The organism is Winslowiella sp. 2C04, assembly GCF_050037805.1.
Lineage (GTDB): Bacteria > Pseudomonadota > Gammaproteobacteria > Enterobacterales > Enterobacteriaceae > Erwinia > Erwinia toletana_A.
Map to the genome: position 1 here is coordinate 64,801 of NZ_CP188301.1, position 17,994 is coordinate 82,794.

Genomic DNA, 17,994 nt, shown 5'->3' on the forward strand with positions numbered 1-17,994 from the left:
GGACCAGCGTTATCCCTGGTTGTCATGATGTTCGTCTCCTGGTTTTTTGCCATCGTTCTGAATGTCTTTGCGCAATTCACGCCAGTCGCGGAGTTGTCGTTCTGATAAAAAGGTCTGCATAACATCAACGCTGATGGCTGTCTTACCGCTACCGGTTTTCCCCACGACCATCACATTGGTTTTTCTTCTTCCCATCGGTCACCTCAGATACTGTTTTTGTCGTATTTCCAGAACCCGCTGGCATTCCGTACAGGTACGTACGCCCGGGATGGCCTGCTGCCGCCTGAGGGGGATGCGATTGCCACAGCATTCGCACCGTTTACGGCTTTTGCCCTCCAGGCAGGACCGCTGCCTCGCGGCCTGTATATGAAGCTGGTTCAGCAATTCGTCCTGCACCTGCAGGAGATCGAGTTCGTCTGCCATCAACGCTCCCTGCTCACACTGTCCGGACACGCTACCGCCCATCCCTTTTCACGTTTCAGGGCACGCGTGATAACGACGGATTGTTAAAATGGGCGCCACACGCGGTGGCGGTTCAGGTTTCAGTTAACGCGCGGGGTTCCCCACGCTGAGGGTTTCACAACAAAAAACACCCGCGTCGGCTGGTGATAAACGTCCTGCGTATCGATATAGGGCGCGATCCACAGCCCGGCCGTCTTTTCACCGACGCGAAGCGGCCTCGGGTCCACGATGGACTCGCGCCCTGGCGGCGGCGCAATAACCGGCGTGACCGTGGAGAGCGGCGCCCGTGAGGCTGAGTGCGGCTGCGGGCGGGGGAGAGTTGGCGCGCCCGTCAGCGGTGTATTTCTGGATGCGATGGCATGCACCGGTTCAGCCGCCAGCGTGAGGGGCTGCACGGACCGGGTCCGGAAATTACCCTCAGCCAGGCGTGGCAGCGATGTCGCACCCGGCTTTACCGTGCTGGCCTCCTCCAGTCGTTTGGCTTTCTCATTGGCCTGCTCGATGGTCATGCAGGTGTCGGATGTCGTCGCGTTACACTCAAAATCGCTCGTTGTACCGGCACATCCCGACAGCGTCAGGAGACTGGCCAGCGTGAGCGCAACAGGCACTGTCTTGTTCATTTGCGGTTCCTTTACGTGGGGTTATTGTGAGTCGGCCTTCGGCATAAACTGGCTCTGGTTAAGCCTGCCCAGCTGGTTGAGCATCTGGTCGGTACTGAACCCGTTCATGCCGCCCTGCGGGACTGACGGCGGCGGAACCGGACTGCGGTCGCTGCCCTCCGCTTTGCTTCTGTCATTCTCGTGCGCCAGCTCTTCAATGGTTTTCAGCTGAAAACCGTCCTGAAAGACAACGGTCACTTCGTTACCCGCCCCAATAGGAATGACGGGGTGGTACTGCTCTGCGCGTTTGATGTAGTAGTCGCTGAGGGTCTGGGCGGCTTTGGAGGCGCCTCCGCCAATCCCCATCTTCATCACGTCACCCGCGCCGAGGGATGCCGTGGCGCCGAGTCCGACCGAAGGCTGGGACGCGGTCTGCACCCCCTGACCGATGCCGTCAACAAAACCCGCACCCCATGCCCAGCCGAGGATTTTGCCGTTTCGCATCACCACTTCGCCCTTGATGCCGTTTTTACCCCGGAAGCTCACGTGTCCGGCAATGGGCTGGTCGATGGTGACGCCGTGCTTCAGGCAGCTGATGTTGCGGGTGCGTACGATGGCGCGTTCGCTGGACACGTCGCCCCAGGCCTCAAGCCCAATGAAGCAGCCGGTCAGGTCGTAGCTTTTGCTGTTGGGCATTTCCACCCTGCCCGTAATGCGCAGCTGCATCGGCACCGTGGACTCGTTACCGGTTACGGAGGCGTTGGCATCAGCCCCCTCAATCAGCATCGATTTGGCGAAGCTGCCCGACGGGATGTACGGCAGGGACGGACCTTTGCTCTCGTCGCTGCGGGCAAAAGACTGCCGGCGCAGCTGGTTGGGTACGGGAATGGGCTGGTACTGTACCTGCGCCGGCGGCGTGACGCCGTTACCCGGATAGAACGCGGTCGGCGGCGGGACGGCCCCCGTCTGCGGCGGGAAACCGGTCGGCTGCGGCTCACCTTCAGGCCCCGGCGCAGGCACTGGCGGCTGCGGGGCAGGCTCGCCCGATGAGGTGACGGGTTTCGCCCCCAGCGCGCTGACCTGAGCGGAAAGCGCCGCATTATCCTGACTGAGTTTGTCAATCTGGTTCTGATAGCCTGCCTGCCCCTTGCTGAGCAGCTCAAGCTCGCGGCGCATTTCGGCATACTGCTTCTGCATCTCGGAGGCCGTAGCCTGCATCTCGGTCGTGGCATGCTGCTGCACCTTCTGGTCAAAGGTGCTGTCCACCACGCCGGTCATATCGGGCGCAGGCTCGCCGGCGGCTGCCGCATCGCTGCTGCCCTCGTAGCGTGCATCCGCCAGATACCAGCCGCCGCCGCCCACCACGCCCATGGTCGCCAGCACGATACCCAGCCAGATAAACTGCTTGCGCTTCACCACTGAATTAATGCTGGCCATCAGCCGCACCTCCGCTGCTGATAATGAAGACCTGCAGGGCGCCGCCCGCCATCAGCTGACGCGAGGCTTCACCAAACAGCACGCCGCGAATGCCGCTCTGCCAGAAGTCGCTTTCCGCGATGTTGCGGGCCATCCCGGTATTGTTGGTGACGCGATAGCGCACCACCTTAAGGTGATTACCCACCCAGACGCGCTCGGGGACTGCAGAAAGTCCGGCGGGAGCGTTGAGGGCTTCATGCGTAACGGGGATAGCCTGCCAGCCGGACGGAAGCTGCCCGCCCAGCAGATGCTGGCTCAGGGAAACCAGCGTGGCCTCGTAGGGGGAAGACTCTTCCCAGGTGCGCGCCGCTTCGCCCGTGCCGGACAGCTCGCTGACCAGCTGGATGGTTCGCCCCGCGCCCGCTCGCGGCACGGCCTGTACCGAGAAGTTGAGGCCGCGTTCGGTTTCCAGAATGAACGTGAAGGGCTTTTAGTTGAGGGTGCTGACAATCACACCGCCGCTTGCCGTCTGCTCCTGCCGCGTCAGCTCACCATCGAGGCTGGTCAGGGCCGTCACGCGGTCACCTGCGACCGTAAAAAGGTTCGGGTCGGTGTTGCTGACCGCGATACTGGCCTGTCCGCCGTTCGTCAGCGGAACAATCGTGGCAGAAAGCGCAGCGGGTGCGGCGACCGTCTGACCGGACGCGAGCATCAGCAACGCCAGCAGTGCACGGCGACTATTTTTGTTCATCGGTGATTTCTCCGAAGTGACTGAGCCAGCTGATGCCGTCCTCGCGCTCGAACTTGAGAACGTACTGTTTCAGCTCGGGATACGGTTTCGAGTCGCCTATCCAAGTCTTCAGCTGGCCCCGCACGTCCACGCGGCTGCTTGCCGGGTAAACCTTCACGCTGGTCATATAAAAAGACGAGTTAACGTTGTTGTCCTTAATGCGCTTCGCATCCTCAGCAAGCCGGATTTTCAGCTCGTTCTGCGCCGCAGGTTTGACATAGGCCAGCAGCTGCTCATGAGAGGCATCAACGGTCTCCGGGGTGACATTCAGGCGAAGGGCAATAAGCGACAGGGCCATCTGCTGCAGGTAGGAGGCATCCGCCTGGTTCTGCGACACGGCAAACGGCGCGTTGAAAAGCATTGGCGTGACGATAGACTTCTGCTCATTCTGAAGGCGGTAGTTGTTGACGGCCTGAATAACATTGGTGGTGATACTTCCCAGAATAACCACCCCCATAGCAATAAAGCCGATGGCAATAACCCGTTGTGTACTTAATCGTGCTCCGTGTTCCATCTGATTATTCCTGTCTATTTAATCCACTGGCGGTAGCATGAGTCGGGTACATCATGAAAAATCCCCCTCAGCAGTGAGGTCGGCATATACCAGTAGACCAGGTCCCGCAGCCATGAACTGCCCCGCCCTTTCTTGAGCTTTTTAATTCCGAGGTAGGCCAGTACGGCAGCGATAATTCCGGGAATATAATGCTGGGTCCAGAATCCCCACCCCAGGCAGACAATGGCCGGAATAAGTTCATCCACAGGAAGGCCAAACCAGCGGCTCTGATTCGTCAGGGTTTCGGGAAAGCGATATTTTTTGAGAGATTCATCTGCCATATATGTTCCGTCTCCGGTACAACTGGCAGTATGGAAATACCTGCCAGCCGGATTACAGGCAAAGCCCTCCCGTGAATGCTCGTGAAGGGCATTCAGAATTAAACCGGAATTTAATAGTCGGAAGTGGCTCTGAACGGCTGTCGCTGGATATCAGTATCCTGCGACAGACATACCTACAGTGACGAATACGGACAGGATCGCAAAGCCCGCCAGGAACTTGAGGTTCTTGGTCGTCATATACATCACGGCCCCTACCAGGACTTCGGCAAGAATAACCCACTTAACCACGCTGGAATCTTTACCAAATGTACCTTTAACGGTTGCATCGCCGCTGGACATCAGATCTTTACCCGCAGTCGAGGCCAGAACCGTTTCAGGGAAAAACACAGCAAGGGCTGCGACAGGCAGGGCAAACTTCAGCGCTTTGAGTAACGCGACTTTGCTGAATTTTTTCTTTGCAGGGGTCGCGGGTACAGCGTGAATAACAGACACATCAGTCATATTCATTAATCCTTTAATTACACCGGATAGATTTGTTGAAATAAAAATCCTAAAAAACTAGTTTTGTGACTTGGGTTCAAGATTGTTTGGGATCACCTCCGCCATTTCAGAGTTATAGAAATCAGGGAATTTTTCCAGGTGGTCACGTAACCGAATCAGCGCTTCAGCTGATTTAGAACGACCACTTCTGTCCTTCGCCTTCAAAATAAGAAGATCGGTTTGTGGGTCAAGGTAGATCGACATAGTTACCGTTGGGCCACGAAGCCTGTGACGTCTAATCATGTTTCCCTCTCAACATATTCCTGCGTCAGGATAGTGACACGTGAAATACAATTTATTCAATACCGAGTTTTCTACACTATTTTATTAACAAAGATTTAACATTAAGCACCTTGAGTACTACTGACGTCATTCTTATATAAACACCATTCTTCAGACAAAAGAATCTAAAGTCATCATAATCAGGGAAATGCTTTCTAATTTCTTTTTTAACACTAGCAAGCCTATTAGTAATCGCAGATTCAGAAACTCCAAGGCACCTCGACATAGTATGAAGCTGAAATCCGAGAACAGAAAAACATAAAGTAATCATTTTTTTCGTTGTCATTTCAGAAAGAAAAATGTCTACATCAAAACTGTCATTCAGTACCTTAGTGTTTACCTTGAATAATGCCTGGTAATCTGGAAAATAATTTATAAGCCATATAGCATAAAGATCCCTATCAATTAAACGTATTTCGACTCTCAATTGATAAAACTCACCGTTAAAGTTAAAGGTACGACATAGTGCTGTTTCAGGTCCCATAACAAATGCCTCTAACTCAATAGATGATAGTTCGAGTTCAACCTCGTCAGAATCGAAGCTTATACCTGAAAATGATTTCGAAAGTGGATGAAAGAGGTCGGAAAAAGCATCATTTTTATAAATTACTTTTCTGGATTGATCGCGAATACAAAAAGGTAGTGATGAGGAATTATAAAGGCCATTAAAATGACTTAGAACATCATCTAATGATTGACTTGATTGGGAGAGATCTCTAGGATCGCGCGGGTGCATTGAAGCCTCCTTGAAAGGTTTCTGTGTATAGTCGGCACACCCGGGGGTCTAGCCCGGTGTACCGGCGACCCACCAAATTGAATGGCGGGCATCAAATTTTACTTATGTCTGCATAAAATATATCAATTACTGACGCCAAAGTCACTCAAAAACAGCAGTTCCAACCCCTATTTATCAAACATTTTCAGCTAATTATCTTGAGATATCTTCCTCCTGCGGGAAGAATTTTTCAACAATCTGTTGCACATCTTCACGTATACACGTAACCATATCCCTGAAATCAAATTTTTCATTTCCTGCGAGATGTGGACTCAGCGACTCCATCGCCAGCAGCTTGCTGACAATAAATTGAGTTTTCATTACATTTTCAAGGATAGTTTTATTATAGAGCGCCTGATTAAAGGAAGACTCTTTTCTTTCCATCTGCGCTTCATAGACCCGAAGACCAAGTTCGACCAGCATTGATGCAATGCTCGAAAAACTTACATCTTTATCTCTCGCTCCTTCAGCGCGACGTTTTTCAGCGATTACTCTTATTTTATCTGACACTTCATCGCTTACATAGACCTGAACTCTGGCCATAATTTTCTCCTTATTTATATTTCCAAAACTTCTGTACATCAGAATATTTTGAAAAACTAAAAATGCACGACTCGGCACAGACTCTCTGCCAGAAAACAGACGACTTGCATGCCGACACACACTGTAAAAATTCACGACTCGAATATAGACTCGCCGTAGTCATAACTCAATGGATTTATTAAAAATAGTCACAAATGACTCTGAGTAGAGTTTTTACCGAGTCGAATAGAACTCACTACCGAGTCGTTTAAACACATTAAATTAAATTATTTCACATTAATTTTTATCTAACTGCATGATTTAAAGAGCCAATCAGCAAAATTTTAATTTTGCGTGGGGTGTGGTGCTTTTGGTTGTGAGGAGTGCATATTAGTTGAGTCTGGGCATGGGATGGGTTAACGTATTTCCGGCATGGTGCCCGGAGGGAAGAAATGAAAAGGATTGCTCTTACGTTTTTAACGTTTGCTTTTTCTGGAATGTTGAACGCTGCTGATTGTTTTGATCTGGCAGGAAGGGATTATCATATAGATCCGGATCTGCTTCGGGCAATCTCCTGGAATGAATCCAACTTCCGCACAGACGTTAAAGGCTACAATCCTGTTTCGGGCTTTGGCTCCGGACTTATGCAGGTGGACTCCCAGCACTTTAACGAACTGGCTCGTTATGGAATAAAACCGGAGCACCTTATTTCCGATCCGTGTATGAATATCTACACCGGGGCTTACTATCTTGCAATTGCATTCAAAAAGTGGGGAGTCAGCTGGCAGGCCGTGGGCGCTTATAATGCAGGTTTCAGGAAAACAGAAGAACAGGCGCAGAGAAGATATGTCTATGCCAGAAAAATTGAGGCAACATATCGGGCGATAAAGAATAATAAAAATGCAGCGCAGACTTTTGCAAAACAGTAAAAAGACCTCAACAGGAGGTCTTTTTATTCATCCAGTATTTATGTCGTCAATCAATAGCCCGATAAATTAAATCTGCTTCAGGGTGTTTTATGATACTGATGTAGTCTTTCAGTGCATCCTGACGAGCGACGAGGTGTTTACAGACTTTCGAATATTCAGGCTCCATATCTGCAACCTGCCAGGACAACCAGTTCATGATCATCAGGGTCGCAATAATTCCGGCAGCATCGGCACTGACCTCTGCTTCAAAGTAATTACCGGGAATAACCATGTTATAGCGCTTTTCACCTTCCGGTGCGATATATCCGGTTTGCGTCGTGGTGAATCTGACACAGTTCGGAGCCACGTTTCCTCCGGTGCCCTGCGGAGTAATCCAGTAATTCCAGAAACCGCCATCATAATCTGAATGCTGACGTAACCAGCTGGCAATCATGTTATCAGCAGAAGGCGTAAAAAAGAGCGCAGGAATAAAATCTAGACGTTCATCACCATCTGTAACAGAGTAGCGCTGGCGTTCATCGATCTTAAATTGTTCGGCTGATTCACGAGTGGCGGTTTTGACGTTTAATGTGTGCATTCTGGTTTTCTCCTCATTGGGTTATTAAATCGTTCGACTTCATCACTGAGCGGCGAAGGACAATGAGCAGCTGACAGTAAGGAAATAAAGGGGCGCGCAGCGTTTATACACCCCTTTATTTCCTTACTGGCTGATGCTAAAAGCAGCCCTCCGCGAACTGATGAAATCGGGCGATAGTCACACCAGGAGAATGCACACATCCCGTAACGGAAAATCGGCGTAAGACGAATTACCGTTACGGGCTTCAGAGTGGAGGTAATTTATTACCGCCACGGTGAAAGCGGCGCATCCATTCTGGATGCAGCATGCGTGAATTTGAATTTGCGTCAGGATGTACGCCCGAAGGGCGGAGACGGTTTACCGGCTCCGTTCACGACAGCCGTGTCCCTTCAGGGACGACGCCCGGAAAAGAAAGGATAATATCCATATCCGCGGCAGAATAATAAAGACCATCGCCAGCAGGAGAATGAGGAATATTAACCACCTGACCAAAAGACAGGAACTTCAGACTACCACGCGCCGGAATAATGCAGGCAGCGCGTCAGCGCAGCCTGCTTATTCTGCGCCGCAGGCGCGCGGCCTTTGATGCCACGAAAGGCAGGACACTCCCCTGCCCTTCTGGATAGCTATGCAGCGTCATTTATACAGCGCAAAAATTCGCGCATGGCACTGATACGGCGCTGATCGTCCAGCCGCTTACCAAAGTTGTTGATGTAGTACACAGGCGTATACCGCACCCTGTTTAACTTCATCGTCAGCGTATTGCCCGTGACCACCTCGGCAGGAATACCCAGCAGGGAAAGCTGAATAAACGCCATATCGGCCGCAACAAGATCAATATCGATGCAGCTTCCGAACATATGTTCAGACGGATTATAGCCCGCCTCCAGCAGATATTCCGCATACGCCACAATCATTCCCGCCGCACCGCTTGCCGGATCGCTGACGGTAATGAATCCCTCACGGCGTATCGTTTCGTCGACGTCCGGCATCAGCAGCCTCGCCAGCAGTGACTGGACGTGATACGGCGTGAAATACTGCCCGTTCCGGTCGTCGCCCAGCTCAAGCTCCATGAAGATCGCGCCGAGAAAGTCGTGAAATTTTGCCTCCAGCGCGCAGACCATCAGGCAGAAAAGCGTATGCAGATTGCTGATATCGCTCTCGCCGTACTTCGCGCAGATTTCACGGCTCTGCTCAATATTCTCCGACGTTCTTATCCGCGCCATATCCAGCTCGCTGGCGGCCAGCGTGATAAAGTCGCTGAACACCTCCCAGCGGCGCAGGCTGCGGGCGGTATCCCTGAACACGCTGATAAACTGGCGGCGGGCCTGGTCGATTGTCATCATCCGGTGCAGTATCGGCTGCGCATTCACGGTGGGCAATACGGGTTTAGCGGGTGTTAAGGGTGCGGCTTCTCTCGCCTGATCAAAGAAGCTGGCAAAACTGAGTTGAGACATCGTTCCTCCTTAAATGCCGCCCCGTAAGGAGCGGCTCAGTTATCAGTTAAATGCCCGCTTCAGTTCGAGTGTGCGTAACACCTGCCCCCACTCACTCCCGCGCATGGCAGGAATACGAACGGCGCGCCCCTTCTTCCGGCAGTGCGCGATGTGACGGCCCAGCGCCCGCATTTCGGCGCTGATGTCGTCACGGTCGATATCACTGCGTTTAATACGCACCTGTTTTTTTACGGGTGCGTTTTCCGCCTCAAGCATCTGGACATACAGGGCGGTCGGTGTAACAATCGAAACTTCACTGAATTGCATTGGTTTGTTCCTTTTGGTGAAGGCCGAATTTATCGTTGAAGGCGAATAAATCCGGCGGGATATGGCAGACGAAAGTCTGCCTTTTTCATTTCTGGCGCTGCATTTTCCCCTTAACGCGTGCCAGAATCTCCGCGTGGTCAAGGTTGCTGTAGTCGCGCATCCGGTAATAACGGATACCGATCCGCGCGTAGATTTCGGTCACATTGCCGCAGATCATCTCCTGAAGCATGAAGGTTTCACACTCGCCGTTCTGACTGCTGCGCCAGTTCATCGGGTACATCAGCCACAGCGCATCATGGAAGGCGTGTACGTCGATTTCGACGGGCGCGGTCAGATATGACTTTTCGCGGCTCAGCCAGTACGCGCGTTCGGCCTCACTGGTCGCATAAATACCCGCTTCAGCGCAGGATTCGGTCAGATTTAAGTGCATGGTTTATCTCCTTCTGGTTAATGGCGTTGATATTTCGCCGTGGTGGTTATTCGTCGAACGTGATGCCGGAAAAATGCGCCATCAGGTGCAGCATGTCGGCAATCTCGTCGACTTTCTGCTGAATGGCTGGCGTGGCTTTCAGGATGCGCGTGACAGCGGTTCTGAGTTCGCCCATATAGCGGTTTGCAGACTCGCCCAGCGCCGTTTTGTCCGTATTGCTCTGGTACTTCATCAGGGCTTTACTGACGTGGTTTTGCAGGGTATCAAGCTCGCTGAGCGCGCTTTTCTCCCATGCGTCGAAGCTGAACGTATTGTTCGTGTTGCTGTTGCTCATAATGTTTCTCCGGTGTGACTGGCGGCATCCCCTGCCGCCAGCCGGTTAAGTAATCAGTAATCCGCCGCCAGCTCGATCATCAGGTCAGCACATTCACCATCGGCACGTTCTTCTTCCGCAGTCGTCAGCATGTAACCCCGTTTCGCTGCCGCCCCCATAAACACAGGACGGTCTTTCAGTGGCAGTTCTGCCAGGTAGTGCATAGCCATACCCAGCAGACGGGACTCATAAATCTCGTAGTGCAGGCCACACCCCCGGTTGCCTGTATTTCCATACGGGCCAGCACCACGTTCGCGCGAATAACATCGAACGGGTTACGAGAATGGATATTGCGCACAAAGCCATCAGTACGCAGGGACGAGGTTTTCACCCATCTTTCGGTAGATTCTTTGGTGGCGGTTTTGACGTTGACGTTTTGTGTGTTCATCCTGCTTTTCCTTCTGTCTGGTGGTTAATCCATCTCTCGGTGAGTTCCCTGGCGGCAAAGGGCAAAGGAGCAACGGCGGGGCGGCAGGAGAAGGGCGGAGACAAAAGTTTTTGCGATCCTTCGCAAAAAGTTTTGGCGGAGTGCATTTCACCCTTCGGATGACGACACGGCGGTGCTACGACAAGCCCTCCGCCCGAGGACTTAACGGGAGAGGGCTCGCCAGAGGTACGGGGAGAGGATGAACACACCCGACACGGCGGAACGGCGGGGCGTCAGAGGACTGTCGGCAGTTTTACCGCCGACAGGGTGAAGCGGCGCGTCCGTTTACGGACGCAGCAAGCGCAGGGGTTGACGTTGCGTCAGGATGGATGCCCGGAGGGCGGAGACGGTTTACCGGCTCCGTTCACGACAGCCGTGTCCCGTCAGGGACGACGCCCGGATATTGCCGTAACGGTGATGCCAGCCAGTTCATTAGCCAGCCCCGCCAGCGTGTACCGTTTTTTATCCAGCACATCAGCCCGCAGCAGCAGGCTGTTTATCAGAAAGGTATCCAGTACCGGCATTCTGAGCAGACATTTAATCCGCTGTCCGCTGGCTGACTGAAGCAACAGCATCCAGTGGTCACAGACTTCGCCGGGGCTGGTCAGCATGAACCAGTGTCTGCCATGCGGTGGAACATACCGCAGGCTAACGGGCCATACGCCACCGTATTCAGTGTGATTTTCGGGTGCAACCACCCAGCCCTCCGGCAAAAGCAACTCCCGCAGCACGGCCTGCGTCAGCACCTTACGAGAAGACCAGCCATCAGAGCGAAACTGCTCATAATCCTCCGGCGTCATGGCAACCAGCGCCGATAATGTCAGTCCTTTATTCAGAATCAGCCTCCTTTTATGGCTGCAGACCACGACTGCTCTCCGGCTCCTGCAGCCCTGAAGATTTCCAGGGGATAATAACAAAACTCAACGGTGAGACTTCCCTCGATAATAGTCCGGTCGCGCCGCAAGTTCCCGCCCGATGAGTTCATCAGCAAACAGCGGCGCAATTCTGTTAACACGACGCGCCAGATTCCGTCGGCGGGTGGCAGCCTTACGCTCGTCGGTCCAGCGTCTGATCTGTCTGTCACACAGAAAATCAACGCAGACAGCATATCCGGCTCCGGCCACCCACAGTGACATCACGGACTCAGGGGCGGGCTTCCCTGCCTCCACCACTTCTGACGCCAGTTCAGGTTCACCGGGACAGGGACCGGGACGCTTCCAGCGCAGCGAGTAACGCCACTTCATACCTGACTCCGCGCGGTCAGCTTGTTGGGGACCATCCAGCGCTCCAGCTGCCTGACAGACTCAGTGCTTTCCCGCGCCAGCGCATCCGTTTCAGCCATCACCGTCCAGAAAGGCTGGCTCTCCGTCATCCAGCGCTCCACTGGCGCCAGTGACGGGAAACGCTCGCTCCAGCGCCAGAACATCTCCTCCAGGTCGTACTGGCGCAGTTCAGTCCCCGACCAGCGAGCGCTCCAGCTGCTGACCGTTTCCGGCGTATGGAATGCCAGCTCAATCTCCGCCTGCCCCGCCAGCGCCTGGTACGCCCGCTCACGCTGACACTGTTCCTTACGGCGCTGGCGGGTGTATTTTTCATCCCGCAGGGCGTCCTGACAGCGAACCCGCTCGGTCTGCTGAAAGGCCACCTCCGGAAAGAGGCGCTGACCCGCACCGACAGGAAGCGGCAGCCAGCAACGCGTCCCGCGACTTTCAATCAGCGCATCGATGGCAATGAGCCAGCTGTCCCTGCTGCCCCGCAGCTCCCGCGCCGTCAGCACCGGCGCAAAATGATGGATTTCCCTGAGTGAGATGCGCGTGCTGCCCGTGAGCCGCCGGAAAAAGGCGCTGGCATACGGATACATCGTGGACACCGCGCCGCGCGACCGCCGGCGTTCAACCTCAGCGATGGCTTCCATCGCGGCGCGTCGCTCTGGGCTGAAGGGAACCAGAGAGAGATGTGAAGGGATCATACCGCGCCCTCCGCTGCCAGAATGCTGATGATGCTGGCCTGACTGTATCCGTCCGCATCGAGACGCGCGGTCAGGCTGACGGTGTGGCTGACAAGCTCAGGCTGGTAGCCGCTCAGGGTACGAATAACGGAGAACGGGCGACCGCTGGCGGGAACGAACACCACCATCCACGCCGGACTGATGGCACCCGGACTGCACACGGCAATATGGTAGTTGCCGTGCGGGGGCGTAAAGCGCACCTGCACGGGGAAGAAGCCGCCGAACTCGCTGCGGTACTCGCCGTTCACATCCCAGTTTTCAGGGCAGGACAGGTCACGCATGACGGCGTGGGTCAGTTCGCGGCGGAAGTCTTCGCCGCTGTCACGCCAGTCCTCAAACTCATCACAGGACATCGTTTTCAGTACATCGGGGGTCAGAACAGTGCGCATGGGTATCTCCTTATCGCCGCCCCGCAGGGCGGCGCTCCGTTATCAGGCGGCGTGTGCCGTGTTGGTGGTGTCGTTGTCAGTGCTGTCGGTATCTGAAACAGCGTCGTCAGCACCGGATTCAGCCGCAGGCTCCGGTCCTTTCAGCCATGCCGGAACCCAGCGGGTGTGCTGCATGAAGTGCTCCGCATGCGCTGCTGCGTCGCCCTTCTTCATCTTCTCCGCGTCACCCGCCGCGCCCGTCAGCCCCGCCTCCTTCAGGGAGGCGACAATCTGCGGATGTTTCAGGCTACCGAAGTAGTTGCCCTTCGTCGGCTGCCACCAGTCGCGCAGATGGAACCCGATTGCCGCCTCGACCGTATCGAGGGTACTGCGGGAGGTGTGCCCCATGTCGCGGGTCTGTACCCCGTCAACGGAACAGGCCGTGCAGAAGGCCATCAGCGACATCAACACCCCGCCGTCAAGGGCAAAGAAGGTGGTGAAGTCCTTCTCCCACCCTTCCGGCAGCAGGGCTTTCAGCCTTGCCTGTTCGGTCATGAGCATCTCAAACGCTGCGCCATCCTTACCGGACGGGGCGTTCTCCGTCAGGCTGCCGTGAGACACGGTGAGGCTGATACGGAACGGGTGCGCCGTGGTCAGACAGCCCGAGAAGACGCAGGTACACATGCGCCAGACCATCAGCGCCACCGCCTTTTCGGGCTGCTGCATCAGCGCCGCCTGGACTGCCAGCGTACGCTCGGAGGTCATTTTCGTGAGCAGCGGAACGCTGATCCCCTCTGTGGCGTCGGGCTGGCGTGAGGTGAACGGCACCGTTACGCTGCTGGTTTCGGTTTCTTCCGGCATATCTGCTTTCAGGCGAACTCCGCGCTGCACGTACACCTGTCCTTCGTACAGGCTGACCATCACCCCCGCGCCTGACTTCATGTCGTCAGTCCACGCGCTGACTTCTGCCGCCGCCTGAATGGCGAGGATGTCCGCTTCGATCGCATCCGACTCGTCGCAAACGCTGTCATATGTGTCGTACTGCTCCCGCAGCGCATCAAGACGCTGCTGTTGTTCATGGGTATACACCGGATCGGGTTCAACAGGCTGCACGAACTCCTTACCGTCTTCGCCGTGGTACCAGATGCGGGCTGCGCGTCCGCGACTCCATGCCCAGCCTTCACGCTGCTGAATGTCCAGAGCGATACGCTCCAGCTTCTCCTGCACCAGACGCTCAACCAGCACGCTGTCTGCCGTGCCGTCGCCGTCGTCCTGGCTGAACAGATCTTCACGAACGTAACCCCCTGCCGCCTCATACGCTTCGCGCCCGATAAACCGGAATTTGGTGTTGTCGGTGCGCATCTCGGTTTCAGTAATGGCGCGTTTAATCAGGTGTGCGGGCGCGTTTGACCAGCTGGCCTTCACGTTTTCGAATACCTCGACCTGACGGGCAGGATCGTCCTCGAGACAGAGCGCCTGACACTGCTCAACAGTCAGTTCGTCCTGTGCAAGCTTCACCATCAGGGAGGGGGCGAGGTTTGCCAGCTTCAGCATGCGCTGCACGTGGCGGGAGCCGAAGCCGAGCGCATCGCCAATCTGTGCGGGGCTTTTACCCTGCTCTGCTAAGGTGCGGAAACCCGCAATCTGCTCTGCCGGATGCATGGCAGCACGCTGCTCGTTCTCAGCAATGGAGGCAAGGGCAGCAATGTCGTCTGAGACGCGTTTCACCATGACGGTATGATCGGCCGCAAGACGGTCTTCCTGCGCCAGCAGATTCAGGGCAGTAAGTCGGCGGCCACCTGCGGCCACGCCGGATTGTCCGTCCGCGAGGGTGTGAACAATCAGGTTCTGCAGCAGTCCGAGCGCCTCGATGGAGTCAGCCAGACCGCGAACGCTGTCCACGGAATACGGGATAGTGCGCACGTTCAGCGGGGATTTAGCGAGACTGGGCAGCGGAACATACTCGATGACAGCGGCCTCAAGGGCGGCTTTCAGGGCTTCTTCCTGCGCCTTCGTGATTTTTTTGCTGCTCGCTTTTTTGGGTGCTTTTGCTTTAACATCGGTTACTGACATAGTTAATACCTCACTGATTGATGATTGTCCGGCCCTGCGGAGTTGCCCACTCCGGCAGGGCACCTTCTTACTGCGGCTTGCGGATACCGTAGTCCGCGATATAACGGTTGAGCCAGTACGTGCCGCCCGGCTCAAAGTTCCACGTGCGCCAGACCATTTCACCGTCCTTACGGACAACCAGGCGAAAATGCGCCCCCTGATCGTCCTCTATCGCCACGTTGGTGTACTGCGCCGCAACGGCCTCAGCCTGTTCGCGGGTAAAGGTGTCGTCGGGTAAAACCGCCAGCGCCTCGCTCATGTAGCTCCTCCTTCTGAATCTGTTTTGCTTTTTAAAAAACCATCACCCGTTGAGTTGCCGGGGCCGCGGTTTTGACGTTTTGCGGGGACCTGCTGAACGCCCCCGCTGGTTGTTACCTTCACCCGTTTGAGAGCCGTTCGCCGCAGGGGCGTAAACCAGCGCGGGCGATGGCGGATGTCCGGGGCGCGGTTTACCGCGTGCCATTTACCCTGGACAGCTGACAGCGGCTGTGCTTGTCTCAGCCCCGGCGAAAGGACTCAAAAGGGTGAAAAAACCAGGCAGGGAATGAGCAGGAACCCGCCGCAACGACGGAACGCGCGGGCGCGAAACGGCGTTGCCCCGAAGAGGCCCGGCAGCATTACCGCCGGGCTGGTGAGAGCGGCGCATCCGTTAACGGATGCCGCAAGCGTGATGTTGAACCTGCGACAGTACGATGGAAGCCCGGCAGGGCGGAGACGGTTTACTGGCTCCGTTTACGACAGCGCCGGTTCCCGCCAGGGAAGTCGCCCACAGGCAGACACAACAGGAAGAAAAACCGACAGAACAGCTATATCAGCCAGTACGCCACCGGTATGGCCACTATTGGCAACAGCAACAGCAACAGCAACAGCAACAGCAACAGCAACAGCAACAGCAACGCAGGCATTATCGCCAGAACAGAAATATCGCCGACCCGCTGCAGCACACCAATATTCATACCCTGGCACCACAGGAGCATCAGGCACTGGCGGAGATGCGCGCCGCCGCAGGCGCGGCGAACTTCGCCAGCAGGCAGAGCCTGCCAGGGTTTAGCGCGCGGGCTGACAGTCGGCTAAACCGCCTGCCGGGGAAAATCAGTTGCTGAAGACGTGGCCGTCATGGAATACATAACCGCTGCTAAACAGGTCACGCGCCCAGGCTTCAAAATCGAAATAGCTGCGCAACGGCTCCGGCACCTCATTTAACAGGCCGTTGTCCTCCACCATCTCCCGCGCATAGTCTTCCTCGCTTTCCGCCTCGCCGCGGTACGCATCATCAAACGCGTCATAGTCACATTCGCCGGTATATTCCGCCCAGGCGATAAAAGCGGCTTCCCTGCCCTCTTCTTCGGCGCGTTTGTAAGCGGCGATAAAATCCCAGTCAATGGAGCATTCAGAGACGAACTGCGACGGAATGCCTTCCCAGTCCTGGAACATAAACTCGGCATCCCATTCATCGGCATGCAGTGCCTGACAGGCCTCGTAAAAATCCTCCCTGCCGTCAAACTCCGTCAGGTCAAACCATTTGCCGAAAATGCTGCCGCAGTTGTATTTGTGATACGTACCCACGTAAACAGCCGGTGTGGTGGTCGTAGTGCTCATAAAAAATCCTCCATAGTCGATGTCGTCTGAGTTCCGGCTTACGCCGTGCCGACACGACAGCCGGGCGAAAAGCGGAGGATGCAAGGGCGTCACCGAAGCCGCAGCGCAATAAAAAAAGCAGGAGCAGGCTGGACGGTTTGACGGCGAAATTTGAGCCGGAAGACAACGGGAAGACGGCGGATAACGTATGAAATAAACTGCGACCGGGTGAAGGTGACGGCGTTTACGCTTCCCTTGCATCAGCCGCGGCCCGGCTATAGTAGAGGCACGGCGTAAGCCGCAGGCCGCACGGGACGTTACTCACAGCGAAGCCGGAACAACGTGGAGGAAGAGCCGTAAAAGCGGAGCCGGCGACATCCTTATCCTTCGATGTTGATTCAGGGGGCCGCCGCCCCCTGCTGTTCGCTACACTGGCCGGATTGCTGACAGGGCATTGCGGACAAGACTGATTTCTGCACGCGCTTCTGCCATGACCTCATGTAACAGGGTTAAATCCATCCACCGGCGCGGAGGCTCGCCCGGAATACGCAGCACATCGCACATCTGGCCACATGCCAGGATTTGATCAACTTTGTCGCTGATAACAAAGAACTCGACGCTGCTGTAGCGTGCCCCTTTGTTCAGGATGGCATCGAGCACCACCGGCAAATTGTCATCATCGTCCAGCCAGCAGGGCACATCATTTTCCTTCACAACCAGACGGAAATTTCGGGTCTGGCGATAAAACAGCGTTTCCCCGCGCGTGGTCAGCGCCGCCTTTATCCGGCGCGCATCCTCCCATACCTGCCGTGAGACATCCCGCACGGCGCGGGACAGGCAATCCGTTACAGCCTGAATCTCCGGCTCCGTCAGCCATTCCCCGGCCCAGGGGAACGCTATCTGTGTTCCGTCCTCCGGAAGCTGCGGCGCGTCGGCATAGCGGCTGCCGGATAAGATAATCTGCGCTGGCGTCCCGGCTATTTTTGTCATGGCACTTTGCAGCTCTGCGGGCACGTCACCGCTATAAAGCAAAGGCAGCAGATGAACAATATTTGCCGCATCCAGACGGACATAAATGCTTATCCAGCCCGGTTTATTGACCGGATCACGTTGATCAACATCGGTATGGTCAGGCCATCCATAATCAGCAATCAAATCGCGCGCACGGCGCATCACAAGGGCGTTTAACGTGGTGGTTTCCTGCATAAT

General features: G+C 55.3%; 26 protein-coding genes and 2 pseudogenes. 3 read left to right on the forward strand and 25 right to left on the reverse strand.

The window, feature by feature from the left end:
- Positions 1–9 precede the first annotated feature (9 nt).
- The 11 genes and pseudogenes from ACP3TC_RS22820 to traM all read right to left on the reverse strand — a co-directional run bounded on the left by ACP3TC_RS22820 (position 10) and on the right by traM (position 6,241).
- Positions 10–195, reverse strand: a complete 186-nt coding sequence (locus ACP3TC_RS22820) for a hypothetical protein (protein ID WP_426818320.1) — start codon at positions 193–195, stop codon at positions 10–12.
- Between the two features lie 3 nt (positions 196–198).
- Positions 199–423: a TraR/DksA C4-type zinc finger protein gene (locus ACP3TC_RS22825; protein WP_426818321.1), complete on the reverse strand. Its 225-nt coding sequence runs from the start codon at positions 421–423 to the stop codon at positions 199–201.
- A gap of 119 nt (positions 424–542) precedes the next feature.
- Complete coding sequence (traV, locus tag ACP3TC_RS22830) at positions 543–1,082, reverse strand: type IV conjugative transfer system lipoprotein TraV (protein WP_011201809.1); 540 nt, start codon at positions 1,080–1,082, stop codon at positions 543–545.
- Between the two features lie 21 nt (positions 1,083–1,103).
- A complete protein-coding gene (gene traB / locus ACP3TC_RS22835; RefSeq protein WP_426818322.1) occupies positions 1,104–2,498 on the reverse strand; it encodes an F-type conjugal transfer pilus assembly protein TraB in 1,395 nt (464 codons plus the stop codon).
- Positions 2,485–3,228, reverse strand: a pseudogene (gene traK / locus ACP3TC_RS22840) (type-F conjugative transfer system secretin TraK). The gene traB and the pseudogene traK overlap by 14 nt, the downstream one beginning before the upstream one ends.
- Positions 3,215–3,781 carry a type IV conjugative transfer system protein TraE gene (traE, locus tag ACP3TC_RS22845; protein WP_025759824.1) on the reverse strand — a complete coding sequence of 189 codons (567 nt, stop codon included), beginning with the start codon at positions 3,779–3,781 and terminating at the stop codon, positions 3,215–3,217. Before traE ends, traK begins: the two are co-directional and overlap by 14 nt.
- Positions 3,782–3,795: 14 nt before the next feature.
- Positions 3,796–4,101 (reverse strand): type IV conjugative transfer system protein TraL, encoded by a 306-nt coding sequence (gene traL, locus ACP3TC_RS22850; protein ID WP_008324160.1) that lies wholly within the window; start codon positions 4,099–4,101, stop codon positions 3,796–3,798.
- Positions 4,102–4,251: 150 nt separating this feature from the next.
- On the reverse strand, positions 4,252–4,602 hold the full coding sequence (gene traA / locus ACP3TC_RS22855) for a type IV conjugative transfer system pilin TraA (RefSeq protein WP_426818323.1): 351 nt from the start codon (positions 4,600–4,602) through the stop codon (positions 4,252–4,254).
- A 57-nt stretch (positions 4,603–4,659) separates the two neighbouring features.
- Positions 4,660–4,884 (reverse strand): TraY domain-containing protein, encoded by a 225-nt coding sequence (locus tag ACP3TC_RS22860; RefSeq protein WP_008324165.1) that lies wholly within the window; start codon positions 4,882–4,884, stop codon positions 4,660–4,662.
- A 76-nt stretch (positions 4,885–4,960) separates the two neighbouring features.
- Positions 4,961–5,659, reverse strand: coding sequence for a PAS fold family protein (locus ACP3TC_RS22865; protein WP_426818324.1), 699 nt, complete (start codon positions 5,657–5,659; stop codon positions 4,961–4,963).
- 192 nt (positions 5,660–5,851) lie between these two features.
- Positions 5,852–6,241 carry a conjugal transfer relaxosome DNA-binding protein TraM gene (gene traM, locus ACP3TC_RS22870; RefSeq protein ID WP_426818325.1) on the reverse strand — a complete coding sequence of 130 codons (390 nt, stop codon included), beginning with the start codon at positions 6,239–6,241 and terminating at the stop codon, positions 5,852–5,854.
- 431 nt (positions 6,242–6,672) lie between these two features.
- On the opposite strand from traM, the gene ACP3TC_RS22875 reads away from it, so the two are divergent.
- Complete coding sequence (locus ACP3TC_RS22875) at positions 6,673–7,149, forward strand: transglycosylase SLT domain-containing protein (protein WP_426818326.1); 477 nt, start codon at positions 6,673–6,675, stop codon at positions 7,147–7,149.
- A 46-nt stretch (positions 7,150–7,195) separates the two neighbouring features.
- Here the strand turns inward: ACP3TC_RS22875 and ACP3TC_RS22880 are convergent, their stop codons facing one another.
- The 6 genes and pseudogenes from ACP3TC_RS22880 to ACP3TC_RS22905 form a co-directional block, all read right to left on the reverse strand.
- Positions 7,196–7,726, reverse strand: coding sequence for an antirestriction protein (locus ACP3TC_RS22880; RefSeq protein ID WP_426818327.1), 531 nt, complete (start codon positions 7,724–7,726; stop codon positions 7,196–7,198).
- A 626-nt stretch (positions 7,727–8,352) separates the two neighbouring features.
- The gene (locus tag ACP3TC_RS22885) at positions 8,353–9,183 is read right to left on the reverse strand and encodes an N-6 DNA methylase (RefSeq protein ID WP_426818328.1); all 831 of its coding nucleotides are present in this window, start codon (positions 9,181–9,183) and stop codon (positions 8,353–8,355) included.
- A gap of 42 nt (positions 9,184–9,225) precedes the next feature.
- Positions 9,226–9,489, reverse strand: a complete 264-nt coding sequence (locus tag ACP3TC_RS22890) for a hypothetical protein (protein WP_008324174.1) — start codon at positions 9,487–9,489, stop codon at positions 9,226–9,228.
- An 85-nt stretch (positions 9,490–9,574) separates the two neighbouring features.
- On the reverse strand, positions 9,575–9,919 hold the full coding sequence (locus tag ACP3TC_RS22895) for a hypothetical protein (protein WP_426818329.1): 345 nt from the start codon (positions 9,917–9,919) through the stop codon (positions 9,575–9,577).
- Positions 9,920–9,965: 46 nt separating this feature from the next.
- Positions 9,966–10,253 carry a hypothetical protein gene (locus tag ACP3TC_RS22900; RefSeq protein WP_426818330.1) on the reverse strand — a complete coding sequence of 96 codons (288 nt, stop codon included), beginning with the start codon at positions 10,251–10,253 and terminating at the stop codon, positions 9,966–9,968.
- Between the two features lie 53 nt (positions 10,254–10,306).
- Positions 10,307–10,680: pseudogene (locus ACP3TC_RS22905) on the reverse strand (hypothetical protein).
- Between ACP3TC_RS22905 and ACP3TC_RS22910 the strand changes: the two are divergent.
- Entirely contained in the window at positions 10,576–10,842 is a 267-nt protein-coding gene (locus ACP3TC_RS22910) for a hypothetical protein (protein WP_426818399.1), read from the forward strand. The pseudogene ACP3TC_RS22905 and the gene ACP3TC_RS22910 sit on opposite strands and share 105 nt — an antisense overlap.
- Before the next feature lie 260 nt (positions 10,843–11,102).
- Here ACP3TC_RS22910 and psiB (ACP3TC_RS22915) read toward each other — a convergent pair whose 3' ends face one another.
- The 6 genes from psiB (ACP3TC_RS22915) to ACP3TC_RS22940 all read right to left on the reverse strand — a co-directional run bounded on the left by psiB (ACP3TC_RS22915) (position 11,103) and on the right by ACP3TC_RS22940 (position 15,466).
- Positions 11,103–11,585 carry a conjugation system SOS inhibitor PsiB gene (gene psiB, locus ACP3TC_RS22915; protein ID WP_426818331.1) on the reverse strand — a complete coding sequence of 161 codons (483 nt, stop codon included), beginning with the start codon at positions 11,583–11,585 and terminating at the stop codon, positions 11,103–11,105.
- A gap of 54 nt (positions 11,586–11,639) precedes the next feature.
- Entirely contained in the window at positions 11,640–11,963 is a 324-nt protein-coding gene (locus ACP3TC_RS22920; RefSeq protein WP_072271145.1) for a theronine dehydrogenase, read from the reverse strand.
- The gene (locus ACP3TC_RS22925) at positions 11,960–12,688 is read right to left on the reverse strand and encodes a plasmid SOS inhibition protein A (protein ID WP_426818332.1); all 729 of its coding nucleotides are present in this window, start codon (positions 12,686–12,688) and stop codon (positions 11,960–11,962) included. The genes ACP3TC_RS22920 and ACP3TC_RS22925 overlap by 4 nt, the downstream gene beginning before the upstream one ends.
- Positions 12,685–13,116 carry a conjugation system SOS inhibitor PsiB gene (psiB, locus tag ACP3TC_RS22930; RefSeq protein ID WP_426818333.1) on the reverse strand — a complete coding sequence of 144 codons (432 nt, stop codon included), beginning with the start codon at positions 13,114–13,116 and terminating at the stop codon, positions 12,685–12,687. Before psiB (ACP3TC_RS22930) ends, ACP3TC_RS22925 begins: the two co-directional genes overlap by 4 nt.
- Positions 13,117–13,158: 42 nt before the next feature.
- Positions 13,159–15,168, reverse strand: coding sequence for a ParB/RepB/Spo0J family partition protein (locus tag ACP3TC_RS22935; protein ID WP_426818334.1), 2,010 nt, complete (start codon positions 15,166–15,168; stop codon positions 13,159–13,161).
- A 67-nt stretch (positions 15,169–15,235) separates the two neighbouring features.
- Positions 15,236–15,466 carry a DUF905 domain-containing protein gene (locus ACP3TC_RS22940; protein ID WP_103142341.1) on the reverse strand — a complete coding sequence of 77 codons (231 nt, stop codon included), beginning with the start codon at positions 15,464–15,466 and terminating at the stop codon, positions 15,236–15,238.
- 433 nt (positions 15,467–15,899) lie between these two features.
- Here ACP3TC_RS22940 and ACP3TC_RS22945 point away from each other — a divergent pair, with 433 nt between their 5' ends.
- Entirely contained in the window at positions 15,900–16,310 is a 411-nt protein-coding gene (locus tag ACP3TC_RS22945) for a hypothetical protein (RefSeq protein ID WP_426818335.1), read from the forward strand.
- Here ACP3TC_RS22945 and ACP3TC_RS22950 read toward each other — a convergent pair.
- Both ACP3TC_RS22950 and ACP3TC_RS22955 read right to left on the reverse strand, forming a co-directional pair.
- On the reverse strand, positions 16,300–16,806 hold the full coding sequence (locus ACP3TC_RS22950) for an antirestriction protein ArdA (RefSeq protein WP_426818336.1): 507 nt from the start codon (positions 16,804–16,806) through the stop codon (positions 16,300–16,302). The two genes, ACP3TC_RS22945 and ACP3TC_RS22950, sit on opposite strands and share 11 nt — an antisense overlap.
- A gap of 405 nt (positions 16,807–17,211) precedes the next feature.
- A complete protein-coding gene (locus tag ACP3TC_RS22955) occupies positions 17,212–17,991 on the reverse strand; it encodes a hypothetical protein (RefSeq protein ID WP_426818337.1) in 780 nt (259 codons plus the stop codon).
- Between the last annotated feature and the right edge of the window lie 3 nt (positions 17,992–17,994).

Excerpts from the sequence above, each read along its gene's own strand:
- psiB (WP_426818333.1), bottom strand. The coding sequence starts at position 13,116 with ATGCGCACTGTTCTGACCCCCGATGTACTGAAAACGATGTCCTGTGAT.
- traL (WP_008324160.1), bottom strand. The coding sequence starts at position 4,101 with ATGGCAGATGAATCTCTCAAAAAATATCGCTTTCCCGAAACCCTGACG.
- ACP3TC_RS22955 (WP_426818337.1), bottom strand. The coding sequence starts at position 17,991 with ATGCAGGAAACCACCACGTTAAACGCCCTTGTGATGCGCCGTGCGCGC.
- ACP3TC_RS22900 (WP_426818330.1), bottom strand. The coding sequence starts at position 10,253 with ATGAGCAACAGCAACACGAACAATACGTTCAGCTTCGACGCATGGGAG.
- ACP3TC_RS22880 (WP_426818327.1), bottom strand. The coding sequence starts at position 7,726 with ATGCACACATTAAACGTCAAAACCGCCACTCGTGAATCAGCCGAACAA.
- traA (WP_426818323.1), bottom strand. The coding sequence starts at position 4,602 with ATGACTGATGTGTCTGTTATTCACGCTGTACCCGCGACCCCTGCAAAG.
- traB (WP_426818322.1), bottom strand. The coding sequence starts at position 2,498 with ATGGCCAGCATTAATTCAGTGGTGAAGCGCAAGCAGTTTATCTGGCTG.
- ACP3TC_RS22910 (WP_426818399.1), top strand. The coding sequence starts at position 10,576 with ATGGATATTGCGCACAAAGCCATCAGTACGCAGGGACGAGGTTTTCAC.
- ACP3TC_RS22865 (WP_426818324.1), bottom strand. The coding sequence starts at position 5,659 with ATGCACCCGCGCGATCCTAGAGATCTCTCCCAATCAAGTCAATCATTA.
- traM (WP_426818325.1), bottom strand. The coding sequence starts at position 6,241 with ATGGCCAGAGTTCAGGTCTATGTAAGCGATGAAGTGTCAGATAAAATA.
- ACP3TC_RS22940 (WP_103142341.1), bottom strand. The coding sequence starts at position 15,466 with ATGAGCGAGGCGCTGGCGGTTTTACCCGACGACACCTTTACCCGCGAA.
- ACP3TC_RS22945 (WP_426818335.1), top strand. The coding sequence starts at position 15,900 with ATGGAAGCCCGGCAGGGCGGAGACGGTTTACTGGCTCCGTTTACGACA.
- ACP3TC_RS22935 (WP_426818334.1), bottom strand. The coding sequence starts at position 15,168 with ATGTCAGTAACCGATGTTAAAGCAAAAGCACCCAAAAAAGCGAGCAGC.
- ACP3TC_RS22860 (WP_008324165.1), bottom strand. The coding sequence starts at position 4,884 with ATGATTAGACGTCACAGGCTTCGTGGCCCAACGGTAACTATGTCGATC.
- ACP3TC_RS22950 (WP_426818336.1), bottom strand. The coding sequence starts at position 16,806 with ATGAGCACTACGACCACCACACCGGCTGTTTACGTGGGTACGTATCAC.
- ACP3TC_RS22820 (WP_426818320.1), bottom strand. The coding sequence starts at position 195 with ATGGGAAGAAGAAAAACCAATGTGATGGTCGTGGGGAAAACCGGTAGC.
- ACP3TC_RS22825 (WP_426818321.1), bottom strand. The coding sequence starts at position 423 with ATGGCAGACGAACTCGATCTCCTGCAGGTGCAGGACGAATTGCTGAAC.
- ACP3TC_RS22925 (WP_426818332.1), bottom strand. The coding sequence starts at position 12,688 with ATGATCCCTTCACATCTCTCTCTGGTTCCCTTCAGCCCAGAGCGACGC.
- traE (WP_025759824.1), bottom strand. The coding sequence starts at position 3,781 with ATGGAACACGGAGCACGATTAAGTACACAACGGGTTATTGCCATCGGC.
- ACP3TC_RS22920 (WP_072271145.1), bottom strand. The coding sequence starts at position 11,963 with ATGAAGTGGCGTTACTCGCTGCGCTGGAAGCGTCCCGGTCCCTGTCCC.
- ACP3TC_RS22885 (WP_426818328.1), bottom strand. The coding sequence starts at position 9,183 with ATGTCTCAACTCAGTTTTGCCAGCTTCTTTGATCAGGCGAGAGAAGCC.
- traV (WP_011201809.1), bottom strand. The coding sequence starts at position 1,082 with ATGAACAAGACAGTGCCTGTTGCGCTCACGCTGGCCAGTCTCCTGACG.
- ACP3TC_RS22890 (WP_008324174.1), bottom strand. The coding sequence starts at position 9,489 with ATGCAATTCAGTGAAGTTTCGATTGTTACACCGACCGCCCTGTATGTC.
- ACP3TC_RS22875 (WP_426818326.1), top strand. The coding sequence starts at position 6,673 with ATGAAAAGGATTGCTCTTACGTTTTTAACGTTTGCTTTTTCTGGAATG.
- ACP3TC_RS22895 (WP_426818329.1), bottom strand. The coding sequence starts at position 9,919 with ATGCACTTAAATCTGACCGAATCCTGCGCTGAAGCGGGTATTTATGCG.